The organism is Mesorhizobium sp. RCAM 05099, assembly GCF_059683685.1.
Genome location: NZ_CM185035.1, coordinates 5,670,049 through 5,691,457, shown reverse-complemented (window position 1 = coordinate 5,691,457; position 21,409 = coordinate 5,670,049). Strand labels below are relative to the sequence as shown.

The following is a 21,409-nucleotide window of genomic DNA, read 5'->3' as shown; positions in this document are numbered from 1 at the left end:
GGAACAAAATCGTAGTTTTGTGTCCGACGCCATTATGTGGCTGGCAACGGTTTGAGCCGGTATTTCGAAGGTGGACCGCGGGCGAGAGGACACATAATGCGCTACAGCGAATTGAGCCAGTCGAGGAGGGTTTTGTCGTCCTTCCAGGCAACACGTGGCCGGGGTACCGTTGAAATACCTGAACCACTCACTTCGCAGGCGCGTAGCGCCTCGGTTTTGGCGCGCAGCGTCAGCTCGGCATAACGATTTGTCGTGTCGAGACTCACGTGCCCGAGCCAAGTGCGTAGCACATTAACTTCGACACCGGATTCCAGTAGGTGGCAGGCAGCGGTGTGCCGGAATAGATGCGGGCTGACACGTCTGGATTTCGGCCCGTGTGTATCGAAGGATGCGCCGTGTCGTCGGACAATCTTATAGATCCCGAACCTCGTTAGCAGGCTTCTCTTCTCTGATTGGGATCGTTGAGGTCAAGCTCCTCCCGATAATTTTCCGGACCATGTCGCCCCGCGGGTCACTCGCTTCTCTTCGCGGTCGACGTTAGGCCGCCGCATGATGGGGTCACGCTCAAGTGGACTTTGGCCGGCGGCTTGAGTTCGAGGTGCTCGATACGAAGATCCGCAACTTCCTGTGCCCTGGCGCCCGTGTCGTAGAGGAAGAGCAATAGTATGTGGTCGCGCAGCGCGAGATGCCCTTGCCGAGGCAGCGAACGAAACAAGGCCGCTACCTCCTCCCGCTCCAGGAAGTGCGTATCAGGCAGTGATGTGCGCTTGACGGGAATTGCCGCGACTTGCTGACAAACCGCTAGCATCTCGGGTGCACGCACAGCGAGGTAGGCAAAGAAGGTGTTCAGTGCAGCGCGACGTTGATTGCGACTACGTACCGAGTTGCCGCGTTCTTGTCCCAGGTGCTTCAGCAATGCCAGACTCCGTTCGAACGTCAGGTCATCAAGGGCCAGTGCAGTATTCTGCGGCCACGCTGCTCGGACACGAAGCACAGGAACAGGCGGATCGTGTCACGACAACTGCGGATCGAACCGAGCCGCAGCCCCTTCTGAACCGGAAGATGATCAGCAAAAAATGATTGGATCAGTGTACCGAGGGAGAGGGTCATGACCGATCCTCCGCGAGCGTTGCCGCGGCATCACGGAAGCGTCGGTTGGCGTGTTCGAGAAGCTCCGGGGTCGGCGTCAGATACACCGCAATGGAACTGATGTCGCCGTGCCCCATGAAAGTCGAGAGCGCAAGAAGCTTCGTCTGAGGATCGAAGCCGAGCGTGTACCAGCGCGAGAGTGTGCCAACGGCAAACGAGTGTCTCAGATCGTGCAGGCGTGGAGGCGAAATGCCGGGTGGGATCCGCAGATTTAGGCTCGGGACCATAGCGTGAAAGGTCTGGCTGATGGTCCCAAGATTGATCGAGCGACCTCCGCGCAAGCAAAACAGCGGCTGATCGTCTGCAGTATTGGTTGCGAGCGCCGTAGTGTGGCGTTGATGCAGATGCTGGCCCAGGAGTGCTCTGCGGCGCGACAATGAAGCTGCGAGCGTTGCGTCAATCAAGACGAGAATGCTGGCGGGTTGGAACGCAGGGAGGGCGCAGCCCGACTGGAGTTTCAACCCGCCAGCGCCGCTGCCTTTTCGGGGGCGTTTATCTGGTGATCTCGGTCGACCGGGTATGCCGGTGGTTTCTCCGATTTGGAGGAATCACTTTGTGCCCGGCCGCCACATAACCGATCACCAGATGAGGCTCTACATGAAGTTCCGTCAGACCAATTCGACAGCCGTCGAGGGGACAGAGGCGTCGATCAGCATAGCCACGGCCTATCGCATCGAGAAGGATTCGAGGCTGCCCTCGCAGAAGAAGGCGCCACGCTGTTAAACCTGGCCTATCGCGACCAGCTTGTTGCCTGTTGTCTCGACATCAATGGCTCGGACACCACGGCTGTCCAAATCGTCTCCATCACCCACCTTCTGTTCGATCGCCGCTCCCCCTTGTTCCGCGAAATCGACACCTATCAACGCCGTCGCATCAAAAAACTCAGGCAGCAGCGCGGCCGCGACTCCTGACGCCATACATTGCAGCGCCTCGATCCCAAACCCTGCCGCCTACCGACCAGATGAAGCGTTTGTTCTGCGTCAGGCCCTAACGTCCATCAGCCTCTCGTAAACCCGGCGCGGTTCAGTCCGCCTGGTGTTTCAAGGCCGCCCCCTGCTCGCGATTGCTTTTCCGTTTGAATCGAAGAGGTGCAGATGATCCGTGGCTGCGCTTAGGGAGAGCACATCTCCGACCTTGACCGACGACTTGCCGTCGAGGACTGCGGTGATCACTTCGTTCTGCGGCATTTCGACGATCGCATGTGTTTCGGCACCGAGATGCTCGACCACCTGCGCCACACCACGAAAGGTCAGGCCCTGCTCGCCGAGTGACAAATCTTCCGGGCGGATGCCGATCGTCACTTCGTCCTTGCGCGACAGACCGTGTTCCGTGCCGATCGGGCAGGTCAAAGCGGTCCCGGCAGCGGCCAGCAGGTGGGCGCTGCCATCCGCCACGGAATCGACCCGGGCCTTGATGAAATTCATCTTCGGGGAGCCAATAAAGCTGGCTACGAAGCGGTTCGATGGATGCAAATACAGCTCCATCGGACTTCCCACCTGCTCGATCCGGCCCTTGTTCAAGACAACGATCTTGTCGGCAAGCGTCATCGCTTCGACCTGGTCGTGGGTCACGAAGATCATGGTCGTCTTCAACGTCTGGTGAAGACGCGCAATCTCGATGCGCATTTGACCGCGCAACGCGGCGTCAAGGTTTGACAGGGGCTCGTCAAACAGAAAGAGCCTCGGCTCGCGCACGATGGCGCGTCCGATTGCCACGCGTTGCCGCTGCCCGCCTGAGAGTTGTCTTGGCTTTCGCTCCAGAAGGGCTTCAAGTTCAAGAACGCGAGCGACATCTTCGACCTTATCGCGGATCGTCTGCTTGTCGACCTTGGCGAGCCGAAGTGCGAAGCCGATGTTTTCGCGGACGGTCTTGTGCGGGTAGAGCGCATAGTTCTGGAAGACCATCGAAATCTGCCGTTTCGACGGGGGAAGGTCATTGACGACCGTGCCGTCAATGCTGATCTCGCCCTGCGAAATGTCTTCCAGGCCGGCGATCATGCGCAGCAAAGTGGACTTCCCGCAGCCTGATGGGCCAACGAAGACGACGAACTCCTCGTCGCCGATTTCGAGGTTGATGTCACTGACTACATCATGTGACCCAAATCGCTTGCACACGCCGCTGAGGCTTACCTTAGACATGGTGTTGGTCCAACCTAAAGGAACTGGATCGGGCGAAGCGGTGAACCCGAACCGCTCTGGATCGGAAGGGGAGCTGCGAACAGAAAGTATGGATCAGTGACATCTTCCCTCGCTCAATAACCTCATTTGCCCCACCGACGGTCATGGTTACCTCAACTCCTCTGCTGCTCACTTTAGCTTTCGCCTGGCAGGTCACTGACAACAAGGACGAATTGCTAAACGATTATTTCATGGCGCTTATGAATAGGCCGTGACCCAACAGTGGTGTATGAGGCCGCGCGCGGAGCCCCTCGGTGGAGCGCAGTACGCGGCCGGTGCTGACGCTGGCGGTCATCGTCGATCTTTGGAAAAAGTTCGGGTTGCGACACCCGAAACCAAGGACGGAGATGACGATGACCAACAAGAGAATGGCGCTGATCGAGCTGGCTGAAAAGCAGGCCGACAGCGATCTGGTGCGCGATATGCTGGCCTATGCGGCCGACCGGATCACGGAGGTGGAAGTGGGACTGCGCACCGGCGCGGGAAGGGCGCGCGCTCGCCGCTGCGCGAGGTCCAGCGCAACGGCTGCCGGGAACGGGACTGGGACACCCGTGCGGGGCGGATCGCGCTGGAGATCCCCAGCTACGCCAGGGGGCTATCTGCCAAGCTTCCTTGAACCCCGGCGGACGGCGGAGAAGGCCTTGGTGGCGGTGATCCTGAAGGCTTATGTGCAAGGCATCTCAACGCGCGGTCGATGACCTTGTGAAGGCAATGGTCGCGGGCGGCATGTCCAAGAGCCAAGTCAGCCGCCTCTGCGGCGCTACATTAGCCTTGGAGCACTCGCCCGCGTCACCGACAATCCCAATGTTAGGCTGCCCGCTGTGACCGCCTGATCAGGCTCGGACCTCTCCGGAGGTCGGCGCTCTTACACCATGTGTTAGGACACGATCTATGAATACGCTTTTTCGGCATATTCGGGCATTTATCGCGGTGGCCGAGGAGCGGAACTTCGCACGTGCCGCCGAAAGGCTGCACGTGTCGCAGTCGGCGCTGTCGCAGACCATCATGCAGCTCGAGGCGACCGTTGGCTTTGACTCATTTGAGCGAACGACGCGTAGTGTGGCTCTGACGACATCAGGCGAGAGGCTCTTGGCAAGGGCTCACATAGTGCATACCACTTTGGACGCCTTTAACAATGAAGCGCGCTGCATTTGACGCTCAACAACGAACTGCGGGTGGGCTACATGATCGGCACCGCTGTGCACTTCATTCCGGACATCGTACGTGAGTTCGAGCGGATTAGGCCGGGAGCGGGCCTCCACTTGCAGGAGCTTGACTTTTCAGACCCGAGCGCTGGTCTGCGGGACAGAAAGGTCGACTGATAGTGCGCCCTCCGATCGGTGTCGACGATGTCGAGCTGGTGGAAATAGCCAGAGAACAATGCGTCGCCTGCCTGCCAGCAGGACACCGTCTCGCTATACGCGAGAGCGTGGTGGTCAGCGATATTCTGGATGAGCCGATAGTGGCGGCGCCGGTACCAGGAGTCTGGCGCGACTATTGGGTGGCCATGGACTATCGAGATGGAAGGCCTGCCAAAGTGTCCTACGAGGCCGCGACCGTCGAGTCTGAGCTGCAAGCGGTAGCTGCTGGCAGAGGCATCAGCATTACTGCCGACAGCACCGCTCGGTACTACGCGCGTCCCGGTGTCATATTTCGACCCATTATTGACATGCAGGAATGTATTATTGCCGTTGGATATCGCGTTGCACCAAATAAGCTTGTTTCGGACTTCATCTCCCCTGTCCACCGCGTGTCCAAAGGCGTCTACGGGATCGTCGCTCGGCCCCCGAACTTGGACAGTGCCTGACCACGGGCCGGGCCGCCCATGACCTGCTACCCGGGTCACGTCCGTCAAGCTGGTGTGTAAATTCCCAGATGGCCTGAGGGTATGATCAGGCGGCCTTCGTGGTCATGCTGAGAATGGGGTCGATTTCCTCCTTGTCGATCTGGGTACTACCGGGTAGACAGGCCAGCCAAAGTCGTCTTCGAGGCGGCAACAGTCGAATCCGAGAAGCTTACGAATCAGCTCCATGCAAGGAGCGTCCAGCTTCCACTGACAGCGCTGCCGTAGGCTCGATCTGCCAGACCTGGTCATTCATAACCGTCGCTTATTGAGCGTTCAGCTCTTTGCGCTGGCGCGCTGCGGGCCGGTGGCGAACAGGGTCGCGCAGGACTTTATGTTGGGCGCTCGTTGACTAGGTCGCAGCGGGGTATACGACGCCAAACTGGAATGGCCGGCGGAGCGACGCCTTAAGCTTATGTGCTCCCCCGGCGGTGACGCCATAAAGGTTGTGGACATTAGGGCAGCGGATGCAGAACTCCGGCCACGGCAACCGATGCGATATTGCCCGCAGTAGCTCGCGCAAACTGTTTGCCGATAGCAGCCGCGCTGGGGTTATTGCGCATTTTCATTTATAACCAGCAATAAGCAGCATGAATATATTATGTTGAAAAATGTATTTCTAGGGGAAGGGCTTCCTACCTAACATATGTGCCAGCGCCGCGATGCAGGACGGCGCAAGAAAGCATAAGAAGGGGGAGCAGTATGACTGAAACCTATGAATCATTTAGCAGAGGGGCCGCTACGCTAGGCGTCACCTCAAGTGACGAGGCCGATCTCGCGGCGCTTGGCTATACGCAAAAACTTCACCGGACGATGCGTCCGTTCACGTCCTTCTGTTTGGCCTTCTCAATGGTGTCGATCAACACCGGCGTTGTCACCCTGTTTGCAGATCCATTCAATCGGGTTGGTGGGTTCGGCGTTTTGCTCTGGTTTATGGTTATTCCTTTTGTCTCCTGCATCGTGCTGGTTTACTCGCATTTGTCCGCACGCATTCCGGTCACCGGCTATGCATACCAATGGTCAAGCCGCCTCGTGAACAAAAGCTATGGCTGGTTCACGGGCTGGATCGCCATGATCTCGTTCATGGCGGGAACGGCCGGCACGGCGGCGGCCATCGGTTCGGTTTTCGCGCCAGAGATTTGGGCAAACCCGACGCAGGGGCAGGTGCAAGCGCTCAGCATATCCGCGACAATCGTCGTCTGCGCGATCAACATTTTCGGCATCAAGATTGCCACCAAAATGAACGACATCGGGGCGGTCGTGGAGTTGGTCGGAACGGTGCTCCTGATGGTCGGACTTATTGTCGGTGTCTTCTTCTTCTTTGGCGATGGGCATGGCTTTGGCTTGTTGGTTGACACCACGCCGGCCAGCGGAGAGCCGTTGTCGCTGACAACGTTTGCGCTAGCGATGTTGCTCCCAGTCAACGTGTTGCTGGGATGGGAGGGCGCCGCTGATCTGGCAGAAGAGACCCTGGATCCGCGCCGCGCTGCTGCACAGGCCATGATCCGGGCAGTTGCCGTATCTAGCATTTTCGGGGTTGGTCTTTTCGCCTTGCTTGCCCTAGCTATTCCCGGGTCCGTCGCGGATTTTCTGGCGCACCCCGAAAACCCGGTCATCGGCATCGTTCGGCTGCGTTTTGGAAACCTTGCCGCCCTTCTCATGCTGTTCGTAGCATTTGCCTCGATTTTCGCCTGCTTGATCGCCAACATGGCGGTTGCCACGCGGATGATCTATGCTTTGTCACGTGATAACATGCTGCCCGGTTCCAAGCTGTTGATGGGCGTCAGCAAGCGGACGGGAACCCCTGTAGTCGCGATTATCCTGGTTACCGTCATCGCAACTATGATGAATCTTGCCAACGGCGGGTTTGTGGCCGCGATCTACTCAATGGTTGGTCTGACTTACTATCTAACCTATTTCCTGACCCTTGTTGGTACCTATCTTGCCCATCGTGGTGACCGCATCCCGTCGGCGCCGGTTGACGCATTCGGCCTGGGAGAATGGCTTGTTCCGACGATTGGTGTGGGTGTTCTCTGGACTCTCGTTGTCATTTCGACGTTTTCGATTCCTGACGAAAGCCACCCAGGAGCCTTCATGACGATGTTCATGCTAGCGATCGGTGCCACGTGGTGGATCCTGAAACTGCGCGGCGATCTTGCCACCGGAAGGGCAGGCCCACCGGACCTTGCTCCGAGAAAACCATAAAGCACGAAGCCTCGTTGTAACACTGGGGCCGCGCCTCCGCTTTGGAGGCTCGGATTCTTTCGTTGACCTATTTGTGTTGCGCCCATTGGACAGGCCGCCACGATCGTCCGTCCGTCCGTCCGTCCGTGCATTGCAGTAGAGCAGAGAGAGGATGAAAATGAAATTTTTTGTCGACACTGCCGATACCAAGGAAATCCGTGAGCTGAACGATCTGGGGTTGCTTGACGGCGTCACCACCAATCCGTCGCTGATCCTGAAATCCGGCGGCAAGATCGCCGACGTCACCAAGCAGATCTGCGACATCGTCGACGGCCCGGTCTCGGCCGAAGTCGTCGCCACCGAATTCAAGGACATGATGGCGGAGGCCCGGTGCTGGCCAAGATCGCGCCCAATGTCTGCATCAAGGTGCCGCTGACGCTGGACGGGCTGAGAGCCTGCAAGACCATCCGCACCGAGATGAACCGTATGGTCAATGTGACGCTGTGCTTTTCGGCCAACCAGGCGCTGCTGGCGGCCAAGGCCGGCGCCTCCTTCATCTCGCCCTTCGTCGGCCGAATCGACGACACCGGTTCGGACGGCATGGAGCTGATCGCCGAGATCAAGCAGATCTACGACAACTACGATTACCCGACCGAGATTCTGACCGCTTCGGTGCGCACGGTGAACCACGTCAAGCAGGCGGCGCTCATCGGCGCGCATGTCATCACCGCGCCGCCGGCGACGCTGAAGGCGCTAGTCAAGCACCCGCTGACCGACAAGGGCCTCGAGGCTTTCCTCGCCGACTGGGCCAAGACCGGCCAGAAGATCGGCTGAGCATGTGGAACATCGACCAAATAGCGAGGGCAATCGTCGATCGTGCTGCACGCGCACAACGGTTATGGTTGCAATCGCCGGCCCCCGGAGCCGACAAATCCGCTTTATCAAGGAGGCTTGCCCACTCCCTTCCAGCGGGCGAATCCACAATCGTTAGGTGGGCGGCTTTCCTTATGACAACGCCCTTCTCGAACAGATCGGCCAGCGTCACCGCAAAGGGGCCGAAGACACATTCGATTGTTGGGGTCTTGAAACGACATTGCGAAGGCTCCAGGCCACGGAGCCCCCGCGGTCGTCATCCCCGCCTTCGACCGCCAGATGGATGTAGCGCGAGCAGGAGCGGCGATAATCGGGACCACGCAGAAATACATTCTCGTAGAGGGAAACTACCTGCTGCTCGACAGGCCGCCGTGGTCCGCACTGGCGCAGTATCTCGATTTTTCGCTCTTCATTTCGGTGCACCGTGCCGAACTGGAGCGTCGTCTCCTGAAACGATGGATCGAACTTGGGTATTCGGACGAAGCCGCTCGAAGTTGGGTGGGATCGAACGACATGCCCAACGTTGACGTGGTGCTGGAAGCGAGCAGGCCTTCCGACATTGTCTTTCTTTCACGAACAAAACGAAATAACCGCGCCGATCGCCCCATAGAGACGCCCGCCACCTTCCTGCAGTTCGCCATCAATTGAAGGCTAAGAGCCGCTTCGCCAAGGAATCCAAACGTGTCTGACCGTCCAAATACGCCCGTCTCGCCCATTGTCCTGGCCAACGCGATTCGCGCGCTGTCGATGGATGCAGTGCAGAACTCCATTTCCGGCCATCCTGGAATGCCGATGGGAATGGCTGAGATTGCGGTCGCACTGTGGTCCAGACATCTACGTCACAACCCGGCTAAACCTACATGGCCTGATCGCGACCGGTTCGTGCTCAGCAACGGCCACGGCTCGATGCTGCTCTACAGTCTGCTTCATCTGACCGGTTACGACATATCGATCGACGATCTGAGACAGTTTCGCCAGTTGGGGAGCAAGACACCAGGTCATCCGGAGTATGGCTATGCGCCGGGGGTCGAGACCACCACCGGTCCGCTCGGACAGGGACTTGCCAACGCGGTCGGCATGGCAATAGCCGAAAAAACGTTGGCTGCGGCGTTCAACCGGTCTGGGCACCAGATTGTCGACCACCACACATTTGTGTTTCTGGGTGACGGCTGCCTCATGGAAGGCATTTCGCATGAGGCCTGCTCGCTCGCGGGAACTCTAGGCCTCGGCAAACTGATAGCGATTTACGATGATAACGGCATATCCATCGACGGCCACGTCGAAGGTTGGTTCACGGACGACACGCCCAAGCGCTTCGAGGCCTATGGTTGGCACGTCATCCCTTCGGTCGACGGGCATGACATCGACGCGGTCGACCGAGCGATCAGCATAGCAAAGCTGGAAGCCTTTCGCCCGACCCTCATCTGCTGCAAAACCACGATCGGCAAAGGGGCTCCGACAAAGTCGGGAAGCCATGATTCCCATGGCGCTCCACTCGGAGTGGAAGAGATTGCTCGTACACGGCTCGCCATCGGCTGGCCACACGGCCCCTTCGAAATTCCGAGCGAAGTCTATGACTCATGGAGCGCATTGCAAACAGGCCGCGCTATAGAGGCCGATTGGTGTCGTCGTTTCGAAATTTATCGCGTCGACCATCCGCATCTAGCTGCAGAGTTTGAACGGCGGATGGAACATCGTCTGCCTAAAGAGTTTCACACCAAGGCGGATGCGATTGTCGCTGAGACGATACGGAAAGGGGAGACTATAGCCTCCCGCAAGGCGAGCCAGAACGCAATCCAGCAGTTCGCCGATCTGGTGCCCGAACTGATTGGCGGTTCGGCCGACCTTGCAAGCTCCAATTTGACGATGTGGAAGGGTGCCAATCCCGTCACGGCATCCTCCGGTGGTAACTATGTAAACTTCGGCGTGCGCGAGTTCGGAATGGCCGCGATCATCAACGGGATACTGACCCATGGTGGCTTGCGTCCATTCGGTGGGACGTTCCTGACTTTTTCCGACTACGCGCGAAATGCCTTGCGCATGGCCTCCCTGATGAAGCTTGGCGCGATCTACGTCTTCACCCATGACTCCATCGGACTGGGCCAAGACGGGCCAACACATCAGCCGGTCGAACATCTAGCCTCGCTGCGGCTGATACCCAACATGGATGTTTGGCCTGCTGCCGGTTTTTCGGACACGAGGTTAAGCTAACATAGCTTGTTCCTCGAACTCCACGGGGCTCAGATAGCCCAGCGTCGAGTGCCTTCGCCGAGGGTTATAGAAGCGCTCGATGTAATCGAACACATCCGCCCTCGCATCATCTCTCGTCCTGTAGACCTTGCGGGCTGTCCGCTCGGTCTTGAGCGACGAGAAAAAGCTCTCCATCGCAGCGTTGTCCCAGACGTTGCCCGACCGGCTCATCGAGCAGGTGATGCCGTGGTCGGCCATCAGTCGCTGGAACTGCTCGCTCGTATATTGCGATCCCTGGTCGGAGTGGTGCAGCAGGCTGTCGGGCTTGCCTCTCCTCCAGATCGCCATGATGAGAGCGTCGGTGACGAGCTGCGCGGTCATCTCGGCCTTCATCGCCCAGCCGACGACACGGCGGGAGAACAGATCGACGACGGCGGCAACGTAGATCCATCCTTCCGCAGTCCAGATATAGGTGAAGTCGGCGACCCACTTCTGGTTCGGGGCCGATGCCTCGAAGGCGCGATCGAGGAGGTTGTCCGACACGGCGGCTCGCTCGCCGGTATCCTTCGGCAGTCCGCGCCGGCGTGGACGTGCCCGGAGGCCGTTCTCCCGCATGAGGCGTTCGATGCGATGCAGTCCGCAGGAAAGCCCCTCTGCCAGAACGTCGTGCCAGACCCGACGCGCGCCGTAGGTGCGGTCGCTGCTCTTGAAGCTTCGGTCGATCCTGGAAACGAGGATCTCGTCATGCTGGGAGCGAACGCTAGGGCTGCGGTTGAGCCAGGCATGGAAGCCCGAGCGGGACACATCCAGCGCACTGCACAGCCATGCCACCGGCCAGATGTTCCGGTGCCTCGCGATGAAAGCGAACCTCATGTCACTTCCCTCGCGAAGTAGGCTGCGGCCTTTTTTAGGATGTCGCGCTCCGCCTTCAGCTTCGCGACTTCCTTACGCAGCCGGTCAATCTCCTGCTGCTCCGGCTTCATCTGCCCATGACCGGGAAACGCACGCTGCGGATCGGCCGATAGCTCGCGCACCCATTTGCGCAGCACATTCTCGTGGACATCGAGGTCGCGGGCAGCCTGGGCCACCGCAACGCCCCGATCCTCGATCAATCTCACCGCCTCAAGCTTGAACTCGCGGCTGAACTTCCTTCTCTGCATTCCCACTCTCCAGTTCCGTTAAACACCTTATCTCGGTGTCCACGAAACCGGCAGCAGGCCAGTTTGGCGTCCTTGCGACTCGGTTGAAACTGTCGTCGCGTGGCAGATTGCTCTGGAGCGAACCGAAACACCGACGATCCTGGCGCTCAGCCGGCAAAATCTTGCTTTTCAGCGACGCTCGGACGCACAGGTGACGGCGATCAGGCGAGGTGGCTATATCCTGCGAAAGGAGGCCGGGCTTTTGCAAGCCATAATCATCGCAACTGGCTCAGAGGTTCAAATCGCTGTCGAAGCTTCTGAACGACTTGGTGACCAAGGCATTCACACGCGCGTCGTGTCCATGCCTTCGACGCTTATCTTCGATAAGCAGAGCGACGCCTTCAAGGCCGAGGTGCTGCCATCCGGTATTGTCCGCGTCGCCGTCGAGGCGGGGGTTACGGACTATTGGAGAAAGTATGTTGGGCTCGAGGGTGAGGTCGTTGGCTTAGACACATTCGGGGAGTCTGCCCCGGCGGAGACGCTTTACGCGCACTATGGGATCACCGTCGAAGGAATTATTATTGCAGTCCGACGGGCGATCGCGAGCCAGGAAAATGCTGTACGCGTGAATCCGTAATTCCGAAGCCTTCTCGTAGGTTCCGTCGCAAACTCCAGCTGAGGTCGCAAAGGCAGGTTGAGCGTCACGCGGCGCTCATGCGGCGAGGGATTTCGAACTGCTTGGCAATGGAGGGCGTCCGGATCGTAGGCAAACGTCGCCTGTCGTTTGCGCATCATATGAGCCATCTCGATGCCCGAGAGGATAATTTCGGCAGTTGTCGTTGACTTGAAGCCGAGCTTGGGCCAGCGCGGCTTCATTTCTCGTCGCGATAGATCCCGCAGCCGGTTTTCAAGATCGCAAGATCGCATGCCCTCGGGAGATTGGTCTGGCTATCAAGCATATCTTCATAGCTGTCGTACGCCTTCGGGATACCGAGCTGGCCCGCAGCCTGCTTGGCTTTATCCTTCGCCCGCGAGGCGGTAGCGTGCACTTTGAGTTTGTCGCTTACCATCATCTCTGGAACGACCTTGTTCATTGCAAACCCTGACGTTGAGATGATCCCCCATCACACCTGGAGAGAATGTTTCATCCACAGTCGCTCCAATACTCATTCGGCCCACCTCTCTAACGAGATTGAATAGGCGGACACGACCTTGCGAACCGCTGCCGCAATCTGTCGGAGGTGACTATCCTCCATTCTGTCGGTCCACCACATGCATACCGTTTCGCGGCAGGCGCGCTCGGCCTCGGGGCACAGGTTGCTTCCATAGTCGATCTTTCGGGCGCCCTCGAGGGTAAAAGGAAGTCCTGACTGGCCGAAGGTATTGTGCTCGCGAATGACCGGATAGCTGTAGAGCGGGACTTGCCCCGGATATCCGATAAAGCCATCTATGCCCTCGGCGACCAGGGCCCTCATCACCTCCGGAATCGGCGCCGACAGTTTCGACGGATCGAGGCGGAAACAATAGAAGAAGTAGACGCCGACCGTATCGGACAGCGGCAGAATCGGCGTCACGTCGACATCGACCAACAACTCGGTCAGCCGGTCGGCCGCGCTTACGCGCGCCGTGACGAACTGGTCGAGCTTCTTCAACTGCTCGAGACCGACTGCCGCCTGCAATTCCGTCATATGATAGTTCGTCGCCAGGAAGAGATGATCGCGGCCGCCGCGTTCACGAGGCCAGCCTTTGTCGCTGCAGTGCCGCAGCATGCGACCGAAACGTCCGTTATCGTTGCTGATCACCATGCCGCCGTCGCCGGTGGTCATGTGCTTGGACTGCTGAAAGCTGAAGCACGCGACATCGCCTATGGTGCCGCACAGTTTTCCCTTGTACCAGGCAAGATGAGCTTGCGCGCAGTCCTCTATGACGAAGAGGTCGTGTCTTTTTGCGATCGCCATGATGGCGTCCATATCGGCAGGATGTCCGTAGACATGCGTTACGATGATAGCGCGGGTGCGTGCCGAGATGTTTTTCTCGATCGACGCCGGATCTATGTTTTGCGTTAGCGGATCGACATCGGCGAATACGGGGATGGCAAGTTGAGCAATCACGGGGATGACGGTGCCCACGTCGGTAACGGGCGACAGGATGATCTCGTCGCCGGGTTCTGGATTGAGATAGGTAACCGCTGAATGCAAGGCGGCAGTGCCGTTTGCCACCGCCACTGCATGCCTGACGCCGTACTTCGCGGCGAAAGCGCGTTCGAACTCACCGGTCTTCGGGCCAGTAAGGAAGGAGAGCCGGCCCGACTTTATGACTTCCAGGAGAGCATTTGCCTCTTCTTCGCCCAGCGTGCGGCCCGAGGCATCGCGAAAGCTGGGCAATACGCCCTCGATTGCGCGGGGGCCTCCGTTAATCGCCAGTTCGTTCATTACAGCTACCTCCGACACGAATGCCAATTCGAGAGCGCCCTGTCCATGCGCCCCAACACGCGGAGGCAAGTCGGCTTTCCGCCGCTGCGCCCGTCAATCATTCCCCAACCGGCTGACTGCGGGCCTTACTTGCCCCAGGACAGCGCAAGCGGGTTCATACCTTGCGCGAGTTCAAGCAGGCCCGCTCGTGTCGCCCGATGCAGCGGTTCGAGCGGATGGCGGACATGGTCGGATTTGATTACCTTTCCTTCCATCATCACTGTCTTGGCCGCCCGCAGTCCGCACTGCCGATTCTCGTAGTTGATAAGCGGCAAAATATGCTCGTAGGCTTTCGCCGCTTCCGCGCGGCGGCCGGCCTTGTGGTGCTCGAGCACTGGGCGGATAAGATCTGGCAGCAAGGCGCTCGACATCACCCCAGTGGCACCGGCGTCGAGATCGGCCATCAGCGTTATGGCTTCCTCGCCGTCGAACGGCCCTTCGATCGCGTCGCCGCCGCGTTCTAGAAGTTTGCGCAATTTAGCCGCCGTGCCGGCGACTTCGATCTTGAAATAGCGCACCAGCGGTAACTCCTGCGCGATCCGGGCCATAAAATCGGCCGAAAGCGTAACCCCGCTCAGCGGCGCATCCTGAATCATGACCGAAATGCCGGCGGCATCGGCGACACGTGCGAAATGTTCGCGAATCGAGATTTCATCCAGCTTGATGCCCGCGCCGTGATATGGCGGCATTAGCATGATGAGTTTGGCGCCGTGTTCGGAAGCATGCCTGGCGCGGCCTGCGGCGATCTGCGTGCTGAAATGGCTGCATGTGACCATCACCGGGACCCGGTCGGCGATATGTTCGAGGCTCAGTTCCGTTAGATGCCGGCGCTCTTCGTCCGACAACAAAAACTGCTCGGAGTAGTTGGCCAGGATGCATATGCCATCGACCCCCTGATCGATCATGCAATCAAGCACGCGGCGCTGCCCGTCGAAATCGACATCTCCATTCCCGGTGAAGGGTGTGGGAGCCACTGGAAAAAGACCGGTATAGCGTCGATGATTGACCATCGCGAGAACTGCACTCCCTAAGTCCACTCTTGACTTCCGCAGGCCTATCATGAATGATTGTTGCACGCAATAGTCATTTCGGAGACTTGGGATGTCGATGGTTCAACCTGGTTCGGGCGTGATCCGGCTCCATCATGCGGACAATGTCGTTGTTGCGACGCGCCCTATCGCGGAAGGCGAACACGTTTGGGATGTCGTTGCCCTGAATGCTATTCCCAGCGGCCACAAAATCGCGGTCCGACCTATCGTTCAAGGGGAGGCCGTCCTGAAGTATGGGCAAGTGATCGGCTGCGCCAGCTGTGACATTCTCGCCGGCGAGCATGTCCACCTGCAGAACCTCGCCATGCTCGACAAAGCCGTATCGCATGACTTTGCCGCCGATGGGGGGCCTACGCCACTCTTGCCGGAGAACGAGCGGCTTACTTTCCAAGGCTATGCACGCCCGTCCGGTCTTGTCGGTACGCGCAACTACATCGGTATCATCACGTCGGTGAATTGTTCCGCGACCGTTTCTCGCGCCGTTGCAGATTATTTCAAGACGAACGGCTTCGGCAACTATTCCAATATCGACGGCGTTGTAGCGCTTACCCATGGCACGGGCTGCGCGATCCCGACGAATACCGAGGGCTATCTGTATCTGCGGCGGGTTCTCAGCGGCTATGCCAAAAACCCGAACTTCGCGGCGGTCCTGATGATCGGGCTTGGGTGCGAGACGAACCAGATCAGCCACCTCGTGAAAGCTTTCGAGCTCGAGGAAGGGCCGCGACTGCGCACGATGACCATCCAGAAGCTGGGAGGCACACGCAGGACCATCGAGGAGGCCATCTCGATCATTCAGGAGCTGTTGCCCGAAGTCAACGCGGTGAAACGCACGACGCAGCCGCTGTCGGGGCTGAAGGTGGCGTTGCAATGCGGCGGGTCCGACGGGTATTCCGGGATTACTGCCAATCCGGCTCTCGGCTTTGCTGCAGACCTAGTGGTCAAGCATGGCGGGACGGCGGTGCTCAGCGAAACTCCGGAAATCTACGGGGCGGAACATCTTCTGACCCGCCGCGCCGTCACGCCTGCAATTGCTGAAAAGCTCATGGCGCGCATCCAATGGTGGTGGAATTACACCAAGAAGAACGACGCCGAACTCAACAACAATCCCTCGCACGGCAACAAGGAGGGGGGACTGACGACCATTCTGGAAAAATCACTCGGCGCGGTCGCAAAAGGCGGTTCCATGCCGCTGATGGAAGTTTACGAGTATGCGGAGCAGATCACGACGTCCGGTTTCGTTTTTATGGATACACCCGGCTACGACCCGGTGGCCGTCACGGGGCAGGTCGCCGGCGGCTGCAATCTAATCGTCTTCACCACCGGGCGCGGCTCTGTTTCAGGCTTCAAGCCGGCGCCGTGCATAAAGGTCGCGACGAACAGCGAGATGTATGAGCGGATGAGCGAGGACATGGACATCAATTGCGGTGGGATCGTCGACGGAAGCGACAGCATCGAAGCTGCAGGTGCACGGATCTTCGAGAAGATAGTCGCGATCGCATCGGGCGAACGCACCTTGAGCGAAGGTTACAATTATGGTGACAACGAATTTGTGCCTTGGCAGATAGGGGCGGTGACCTGAGACTTTGAAAGGAACGCATGACGCATCGAATGCCCGCCTACGAAGTCATTGCGGCCGCGCTGCGCAAGGCGATTGAAGACAAGAGCCTTTCGGAAGGCGCAGTCCTGCTGGAAGGGCCGATTGCGGCAATCTTCGATTCGAGCCGCGCGCCGGTGAAACAGGCCCTGGCGAGGCTCGAAGCGGAGGGGGCGGTGCGCCGCTTCGAGGGGCGCGGGGTTTTGGCGGGCCGTAGCGGTGAACCTCTCCGGGTCAAGATCACGCCAAGGATGCTGGGGTTGGAAGAGGAGTCCGGTGCGAACCCAAAAACCTTTGCCTGGCAGAGTTTCTATTATGATTTCGAGAGAACGATCATTCTGAGGGCGGTTTTCGGAGCGGCCCGCATCAATGAATTGGCCCTCGCCCGGCATTACAGGGTGGGGCGCACGGTAGCCGGGGATATCCTTAATCATGCGGCGAAGACCGGCATCGTCACAAATGATGAAAAGTCGCGCTGGTGGATCAATCCGCTGGACGAAGCTCGATTTCATGACCTCTATGAGCTGCGTATGCTGCTGGAGCCTGCCGCACTGAAAAGCGCAATGGGGCGCGTCCCGCAAGACGTTCTCGGAATGATGCACGATCGGCTTATCAAGACGATAGGCAACTTTCCCGAAATCGAACCGGCCGAGCTCGACTCCCTTGAGGAGGATCTTCACATCGACTTGCTCCGATACAGCGCGAACACTGAAGTACTCGAGGCTCTTAAGCGGACGCGGTGCGTGCTTGTCGCTGGTAAGCACATTCAGCGCGCAGTTCGAGGCGCGATGCCGATCGATGCCTTCATGGGGGAGCATTTGGAGATCATGGACGCAACCGCCGCGGGCAAAGCCAAGATGGCTGAAAAGGCTCTTGTAGAGCATCTTCTGACCTCGAGTCGCAAAGCGAAAGAACGCTTGCAAGCCTACCTCGATATCTGCGTTGTCTCAGAAATCTCCTATGTCCTGGACTAATCGCGGCAATCGAGTCGAATCGGCGAGCACATAGATTGCATTGGAACCGCCAATGTTGAGCTCAAGATTTAACGCTGTACGGCAATGGTTGCGCCATCAGGGTAAAATTCATGCGATTGCTGTCCGTTGGAGTGACAAGCACGGCATTAACCAGGCAACATACCTCTTTCTGTCCTATGCTCGCCGCTCTTCCGGTAGACGCCGACGGATCGCGCTTTGCGTTGCTGATGAAATCAGAAATCTGAATCGATTTGACATTTATTATCACTAGCGGCTTATGAGATCGCGATGTTCTTCTCTAGGCCAGATCAACCCCTTCAAAGCTGCATGAAGTCAGCCATGAGTTGCAGCTGACAGTTCAGCATATGCATACCGAGATGCACTTTGCATCCCACGCTTCCTGCGGCTGCCAGCAGCGGGGTCACCTCCGGTTCCATGATGACCTCGGCCACGACCATGTCCGGTCGAAGTAGAGTCACATCGAGCGGCAGAGCATCACTCGGTTTCATGCCCAAGGTCGTCCCATTGATGACTACGTCATGGCCGCTGGGATCCGCGGTGCCGAGCGCGACCGCGACGTCAGGATACGCGACGGACAGTCGTTCCTTGAGGTCAAGGATCTTTTCGATGCTTCGATTGGCGAGCGTGATACGGGTCGCTTCCGCTTCCGCTGCCGCGAAAGCGATGGCGCTCGCCGCACCTCCGGCTCCGGCAAGGTAGATCGATCTGCCGGCAACAGGTATTCCCTGGCTCCGCAGGCCCTCGACGAATCCGACGCCGTCCAGTTGGCCGCCGACCAGGCGGCCGTCCGCCTCCCTGCGAAGAACATTGGCCGCCCCAACGGCTTTCGCATGCGGCGTAAGTTCATCACAAAATGCGAGAATCGCCTGCTTGTGCGGGACGGTCACAATTGCCCCGTCGAAACTTCTCAGTTTTCGCAAACTAGCGATGAGGGCAGGCAGGTCCTCAGGTGTGATGTTCATCGGGATCATCACAGCGTCTCGGCCTCGTTCACGCGCGATTCGATTGATTTCAGGGGGAGCTTTCACATGCTCCGTCGGATGAGCAAGAATACCCAACACCCGCGTTCGACCGGTTATCTCGAAAATCTGTGGCGCCTGGTTGTGAGGCACTACGGCTACCTTAGTCGGCATCACTATAGTTTCCCTGGAATTGGCGTAGCGGGAAGGGTCAGCAGCCCCCCACTCAAGTGGCGAAGCGGCTCCCGAAAAAGAGGAACATCAACTCACTGGATCGGTTCTGTTTCTTTCTCATTGTCTTGATGTAACCTGTAATCAAAACCGCCCCTCTCGCTGGGACTCTCGAGGCTTCTGCCGCGTCTCTATTTCCCACGGAAACTGGCGACAGCTTGCGCGATTGGGGCGATCGCCCCCGTGCCACCGGTCCCAACCTTGAAATTGTTAGGCGGGAATACGAATATTGCGCCGGGTGTGGGCGACTTGCCAAGGTTGGTAAGTTTTTCGGTCGCATACATGCTACAGCCGAGTGCGGCCCAATGCGGCGTATTGTCATGCATCGCGCCGATGCCACGACCGTTTACCCCAATGTGCCGCACCCTTTTTGTATAGAAACTCAATCGCCTCCGCGGCAGGCGCTGGGGGAGATCGCTCGTAGCCAATGCCTTCCAGCAGCGGCTTGTAGAACTCGTCCGACCAATCAGCACGAAAGAGCATAGTCTCCCCCGGAGCCATTTGTTGACCTTCAGGCGGCGAACAGGGCATGTCCGGTCCCGGCAACCATCGAAGATCAACTATCTTCGTCCTTGGAGCAGGCGCCAAAGTTGGTCATATTTCTTCGTGATCCCTTGCCACGCCTTGCAAGGAATCATGTCTTCGGCGCTTGAAGTTGTCAAGAGTTTCCGAAGAGAAAATCCCGTAAACTCTCATTCCGGGGTAGGGTCGTCTTTGTCAGTCGCATTGAGGCGCTGCTTCAGTATCTCCCGGAGAGTCTGGGCCAAGTTTGGGGTCGCACTCGAACACATGACAAGCAGCCGGGTGGGCTTGCCGCCGGTGGCGATATACGCGTGTCCCATGGTGCTGTCGAAGTAGGCACCGTCGCCTGCTTCCAGCACAGTCTCTTCGTAGAGTGACGTGTACAGGGTAACGGCCCCCTCGAGAACGTAGACGAACTCCTCGCCGACATGATTCCAAAGTCCGTCGATACGTTCCAGCGAGTCGGCCTTTACGTCGATGACCATAGGGATAATGCGCTTATGTGCGATATCGGTACAAAGATACACATACTTGTAGTTATTATCTTGCATCACCAGACCCTCGTGCTGACGACTGATGCTGCGACGCCCCATCAAATGCTTGGGCTCCTGGCCGTTGGAACTAGGGGCCAAGAGGTCACCGATCTCGATGTCAAGACCAGCGCAAAGCTGAATAATCGTTTGATAGGATGGTGAAATTAGATCGTTCTCTATTTTCGACAGGGTCGATTTGGAGATACCCGTCTTCTCAGCGACGTCGGCCAAAGTCCAGCCATGGTAGCCCCGACGTTCTCGAAGAACTTGACCGATCATTGGGGGCGCTCGCCTAGCGGAGCTGCTCATTCCGGTGGTCTTTCGTTCGTCATCCATTCCACGCTCACCTATCGTTCGCCCGTGGCCCGCCGACCTCATCGCCAAGCCGTACAATTCTTGATATGACGTTTCATACATGAAATTGAAGGAAACATCAAAGCCATGTGGCGGGAGCTCTTACGCAGTACACGCGTAAGAGCCCGTTGCCTGAGCTATGCAGCGTAGCGCGGATGCCGCCGAAGCAGAAGTCATCCGACCTCAAACTCTGAAGGGAGTACGATTGGAGCGCGATTGGTCACGCGACGGGAATCTCCAATGCGCAAAGAAAAGCAGCCGGTTGGTGTGCCCTCTGCCAATCCCGCTGCTGGCAACTTTCGCGATCAAAATAGCAGTCTGAACCAGTGCCGCCCGCTACGGGCAAGTCACTTTGCTGATCGTACGTATAGGCTAGCCAAAAAGTGCTGGGCCTTGTTGGGAATGTTGGATCGCAAAAGATCCCGTCAATAGGGAATGGTCTCGCCTAGGTAGTTGCAATACAGGAAGCTTGGCTCCTCGCGATCGGACAAGATCAGCGACATCAGACCACGAACGGATGTGTCGACGTCTATGTCCGCATCCTCGCCCCCCATCTCGGTCCGCACCCAGCCCGGATGAACGACCGTGACGATCAGGTTGGGGTGGCGAATGGACAGGCTCCGGGCAGCCGACGTCAATGCGGACTTGCTGGATCGATAGAGCCAATGGTCTCCAATCTCATTAAGGCTCACTGATCCCATTCTAGATCCAAGCATCGTTACTCCGCGTACCGATCGGCTATGCTCGCGCAACACATCCTCCACAAACGCAACGGGTGAGATGGCGTTTGTAAAAAAGAGGTTGGAAACCTGGTCGCGATCGAGAGTCTCATCAATGTCTTTCGGCATAACCCCTGCAGAAATCACAACGTGCTCTAGTGCAGCCAAGCGCTTATCGGCAACGAGGTTCATACGAGAAGTCTTGTCATTTATGTCCAGCGGCAGCCAAACATTGATTTTGTTGTTCCTGTCGCCATTGCGGCTTGTGGCAATTACTTCATGGCCGCAAAAGGAAAGAGCCCTCGCGAGACCCAGTCCGATGCCACGGGAAGCGCCTGCTACCAGGATTTTCCTGGGGGAATCATTGCCCATATCGATTCTCCAATACCGCTGTGCTTAGTTAAGCCCTGCTGTTAGGTCACCT

Annotated in this window: 22 protein-coding genes and 2 pseudogenes; 11 read left to right on the top strand and 13 right to left on the bottom strand. The window is 58.1% G+C overall.

The genetic code is table 11. The features are described 5' to 3' along the window. Positions 1–101: 101 nt before the first annotated feature. The 4 genes from AC56QQ_RS28050 to AC56QQ_RS28035 form a co-directional block, all read right to left on the bottom strand. On the bottom strand, positions 102–410 hold the full coding sequence (locus AC56QQ_RS28050; protein ID WP_497104070.1) for a tyrosine-type recombinase/integrase: 309 nt from the start codon (positions 408–410) through the stop codon (positions 102–104). 101 nt (positions 411–511) lie between these two features. After that, positions 512–916, bottom strand: a complete 405-nt coding sequence (locus AC56QQ_RS28045; RefSeq protein ID WP_489859856.1) for a site-specific integrase — start codon at positions 914–916, stop codon at positions 512–514. A gap of 20 nt (positions 917–936) precedes the next feature. Then, positions 937–1,110: a hypothetical protein gene (locus AC56QQ_RS28040; RefSeq protein WP_489859857.1), complete on the bottom strand. Its 174-nt coding sequence runs from the start codon at positions 1,108–1,110 to the stop codon at positions 937–939. After that, the gene (locus AC56QQ_RS28035) at positions 1,107–1,610 is read right to left on the bottom strand and encodes a site-specific integrase (RefSeq protein ID WP_489859858.1); all 504 of its coding nucleotides are present in this window, start codon (positions 1,608–1,610) and stop codon (positions 1,107–1,109) included. The genes AC56QQ_RS28040 and AC56QQ_RS28035 overlap by 4 nt, the downstream gene beginning before the upstream one ends. A gap of 94 nt (positions 1,611–1,704) precedes the next feature. Here AC56QQ_RS28035 and AC56QQ_RS28030 point away from each other — a divergent pair. Beyond that, positions 1,705–1,866: pseudogene (locus AC56QQ_RS28030) on the top strand (IS21 family transposase); the annotation flags it as partial. A 2-nt stretch (positions 1,867–1,868) separates the two neighbouring features. Here AC56QQ_RS28030 and AC56QQ_RS28025 read toward each other — a convergent pair. Both AC56QQ_RS28025 and AC56QQ_RS28020 read right to left on the bottom strand, forming a co-directional pair. Further along, on the bottom strand, positions 1,869–2,066 hold the full coding sequence (locus AC56QQ_RS28025; protein WP_489859859.1) for a hypothetical protein: 198 nt from the start codon (positions 2,064–2,066) through the stop codon (positions 1,869–1,871). A 123-nt stretch (positions 2,067–2,189) separates the two neighbouring features. Continuing rightward, entirely contained in the window at positions 2,190–3,287 is a 1,098-nt protein-coding gene (locus AC56QQ_RS28020; protein ID WP_489859860.1) for an ABC transporter ATP-binding protein, read from the bottom strand. A 392-nt stretch (positions 3,288–3,679) separates the two neighbouring features. Between AC56QQ_RS28020 and AC56QQ_RS28015 the strand changes: the two genes are divergently transcribed. From AC56QQ_RS28015 to tkt, 7 genes and pseudogenes are all read left to right on the top strand, one after another. Next, positions 3,680–4,024 carry a transposase gene (locus AC56QQ_RS28015; protein ID WP_489859861.1) on the top strand — a complete coding sequence of 115 codons (345 nt, stop codon included), beginning with the start codon at positions 3,680–3,682 and terminating at the stop codon, positions 4,022–4,024. Positions 4,025–4,217: 193 nt separating this feature from the next. Then, positions 4,218–4,481: a LysR family transcriptional regulator gene (locus AC56QQ_RS28010; protein ID WP_489859862.1), complete on the top strand. Its 264-nt coding sequence runs from the start codon at positions 4,218–4,220 to the stop codon at positions 4,479–4,481. 205 nt (positions 4,482–4,686) lie between these two features. Next, positions 4,687–5,133, top strand: a complete 447-nt coding sequence (locus tag AC56QQ_RS28005) for a LysR substrate-binding domain-containing protein (RefSeq protein WP_489859863.1) — start codon at positions 4,687–4,689, stop codon at positions 5,131–5,133. Between the two features lie 738 nt (positions 5,134–5,871). Continuing rightward, positions 5,872–7,374, top strand: coding sequence for an APC family permease (locus tag AC56QQ_RS28000; protein ID WP_489859864.1), 1,503 nt, complete (start codon positions 5,872–5,874; stop codon positions 7,372–7,374). Positions 7,375–7,531: 157 nt separating this feature from the next. Further along, positions 7,532–8,187, top strand: a pseudogene (gene fsa, locus AC56QQ_RS27995) (fructose-6-phosphate aldolase). 318 nt (positions 8,188–8,505) lie between these two features. Then, positions 8,506–8,874, top strand: coding sequence for a nucleoside/nucleotide kinase family protein (locus AC56QQ_RS27990; RefSeq protein ID WP_497124164.1), 369 nt, complete (start codon positions 8,506–8,508; stop codon positions 8,872–8,874). Positions 8,875–8,907: 33 nt separating this feature from the next. Then, positions 8,908–10,437, top strand: coding sequence for a transketolase (gene tkt, locus AC56QQ_RS27985; protein WP_489859867.1), 1,530 nt, complete (start codon positions 8,908–8,910; stop codon positions 10,435–10,437). On the opposite strand, the gene AC56QQ_RS27980 is transcribed toward tkt, so the two are convergent. Continuing rightward, positions 10,429–11,576, bottom strand: a protein-coding gene (locus AC56QQ_RS27980; protein ID WP_157866075.1) for an IS3-like element ISMlo4 family transposase whose coding sequence is annotated in 2 segments (ribosomal slippage) — positions 10,429–11,327 and positions 11,327–11,576 — 1,149 coding nt in all. Because the reading frame shifts where the segments join, the coding sequence is not laid out codon by codon here. The genes tkt and AC56QQ_RS27980 overlap by 9 nt on opposite strands. Positions 11,577–11,766: 190 nt before the next feature. Between AC56QQ_RS27980 and AC56QQ_RS27975 the strand changes: the two genes are divergently transcribed. Beyond that, on the top strand, positions 11,767–12,192 hold the full coding sequence (locus tag AC56QQ_RS27975) for a transketolase-like TK C-terminal-containing protein (protein WP_489859868.1): 426 nt from the start codon (positions 11,767–11,769) through the stop codon (positions 12,190–12,192). Positions 12,193–12,427: 235 nt separating this feature from the next. On the opposite strand, the gene AC56QQ_RS27970 is transcribed toward AC56QQ_RS27975, so the two are convergent. The 3 genes from AC56QQ_RS27970 to AC56QQ_RS27960 all read right to left on the bottom strand — a co-directional run bounded on the left by AC56QQ_RS27970 (position 12,428) and on the right by AC56QQ_RS27960 (position 15,036). After that, positions 12,428–12,649, bottom strand: coding sequence for a hypothetical protein (locus tag AC56QQ_RS27970; protein ID WP_489859869.1), 222 nt, complete (start codon positions 12,647–12,649; stop codon positions 12,428–12,430). A 72-nt stretch (positions 12,650–12,721) separates the two neighbouring features. After that, positions 12,722–13,987 (bottom strand): DegT/DnrJ/EryC1/StrS family aminotransferase, encoded by a 1,266-nt coding sequence (locus AC56QQ_RS27965; protein ID WP_489859870.1) that lies wholly within the window; start codon positions 13,985–13,987, stop codon positions 12,722–12,724. A 125-nt stretch (positions 13,988–14,112) separates the two neighbouring features. Further along, positions 14,113–15,036, bottom strand: coding sequence for a dihydrodipicolinate synthase family protein (locus AC56QQ_RS27960; protein WP_497100579.1), 924 nt, complete (start codon positions 15,034–15,036; stop codon positions 14,113–14,115). A gap of 91 nt (positions 15,037–15,127) precedes the next feature. Here AC56QQ_RS27960 and AC56QQ_RS27955 point away from each other — a divergent pair, with 91 nt between their 5' ends. After that, positions 15,128–16,657: a UxaA family hydrolase gene (locus AC56QQ_RS27955; protein WP_497100580.1), complete on the top strand. Its 1,530-nt coding sequence runs from the start codon at positions 15,128–15,130 to the stop codon at positions 16,655–16,657. Between the two features lie 29 nt (positions 16,658–16,686). Then, positions 16,687–17,646, top strand: coding sequence for a GntR family transcriptional regulator (locus AC56QQ_RS27950; protein WP_489859871.1), 960 nt, complete (start codon positions 16,687–16,689; stop codon positions 17,644–17,646). 317 nt (positions 17,647–17,963) lie between these two features. Here the strand turns inward: AC56QQ_RS27950 and AC56QQ_RS27945 are convergent, their stop codons facing one another. The 3 genes from AC56QQ_RS27945 to AC56QQ_RS27935 all read right to left on the bottom strand — a co-directional run bounded on the left by AC56QQ_RS27945 (position 17,964) and on the right by AC56QQ_RS27935 (position 21,357). Then, positions 17,964–18,800 (bottom strand): shikimate dehydrogenase family protein, encoded by an 837-nt coding sequence (locus AC56QQ_RS27945; protein WP_489859872.1) that lies wholly within the window; start codon positions 18,798–18,800, stop codon positions 17,964–17,966. A gap of 749 nt (positions 18,801–19,549) precedes the next feature. Beyond that, a complete protein-coding gene (locus tag AC56QQ_RS27940; protein WP_489859873.1) occupies positions 19,550–20,191 on the bottom strand; it encodes a helix-turn-helix domain-containing protein in 642 nt (213 codons plus the stop codon). 500 nt (positions 20,192–20,691) lie between these two features. Then, entirely contained in the window at positions 20,692–21,357 is a 666-nt protein-coding gene (locus AC56QQ_RS27935) for an SDR family NAD(P)-dependent oxidoreductase (RefSeq protein ID WP_497100581.1), read from the bottom strand. Positions 21,358–21,409 lie beyond the last annotated feature (52 nt).

Bases quoted from the DNA above. Each gene is read 5' to 3' on its own strand.
- AC56QQ_RS27960 (WP_497100579.1), bottom strand. From the start codon at position 15,036: ATGGTCAATCATCGACGCTATACCGGTCTTTTTCCAGTGGCTCCCACA.
- AC56QQ_RS28010 (WP_489859862.1), top strand. From the start codon at position 4,218: ATGAATACGCTTTTTCGGCATATTCGGGCATTTATCGCGGTGGCCGAG.
- AC56QQ_RS27955 (WP_497100580.1), top strand. From the start codon at position 15,128: ATGTCGATGGTTCAACCTGGTTCGGGCGTGATCCGGCTCCATCATGCG.
- AC56QQ_RS28015 (WP_489859861.1), top strand. From the start codon at position 3,680: ATGACCAACAAGAGAATGGCGCTGATCGAGCTGGCTGAAAAGCAGGCC.
- AC56QQ_RS28025 (WP_489859859.1), bottom strand. From the start codon at position 2,066: ATGGCGTCAGGAGTCGCGGCCGCGCTGCTGCCTGAGTTTTTTGATGCG.
- AC56QQ_RS27935 (WP_497100581.1), bottom strand. From the start codon at position 21,357: ATGGGCAATGATTCCCCCAGGAAAATCCTGGTAGCAGGCGCTTCCCGT.
- AC56QQ_RS28040 (WP_489859857.1), bottom strand. From the start codon at position 1,110: ATGACCCTCTCCCTCGGTACACTGATCCAATCATTTTTTGCTGATCAT.
- AC56QQ_RS27940 (WP_489859873.1), bottom strand. From the start codon at position 20,191: ATGATCGGTCAAGTTCTTCGAGAACGTCGGGGCTACCATGGCTGGACT.
- AC56QQ_RS27990 (WP_497124164.1), top strand. From the start codon at position 8,506: ATGGATGTAGCGCGAGCAGGAGCGGCGATAATCGGGACCACGCAGAAA.
- AC56QQ_RS28020 (WP_489859860.1), bottom strand. From the start codon at position 3,287: ATGTCTAAGGTAAGCCTCAGCGGCGTGTGCAAGCGATTTGGGTCACAT.
- AC56QQ_RS28000 (WP_489859864.1), top strand. From the start codon at position 5,872: ATGACTGAAACCTATGAATCATTTAGCAGAGGGGCCGCTACGCTAGGC.
- AC56QQ_RS27965 (WP_489859870.1), bottom strand. From the start codon at position 13,987: ATGAACGAACTGGCGATTAACGGAGGCCCCCGCGCAATCGAGGGCGTA.
- AC56QQ_RS27950 (WP_489859871.1), top strand. From the start codon at position 16,687: ATGCCCGCCTACGAAGTCATTGCGGCCGCGCTGCGCAAGGCGATTGAA.
- AC56QQ_RS27945 (WP_489859872.1), bottom strand. From the start codon at position 18,800: ATGCCGACTAAGGTAGCCGTAGTGCCTCACAACCAGGCGCCACAGATT.
- AC56QQ_RS27970 (WP_489859869.1), bottom strand. From the start codon at position 12,649: ATGAACAAGGTCGTTCCAGAGATGATGGTAAGCGACAAACTCAAAGTG.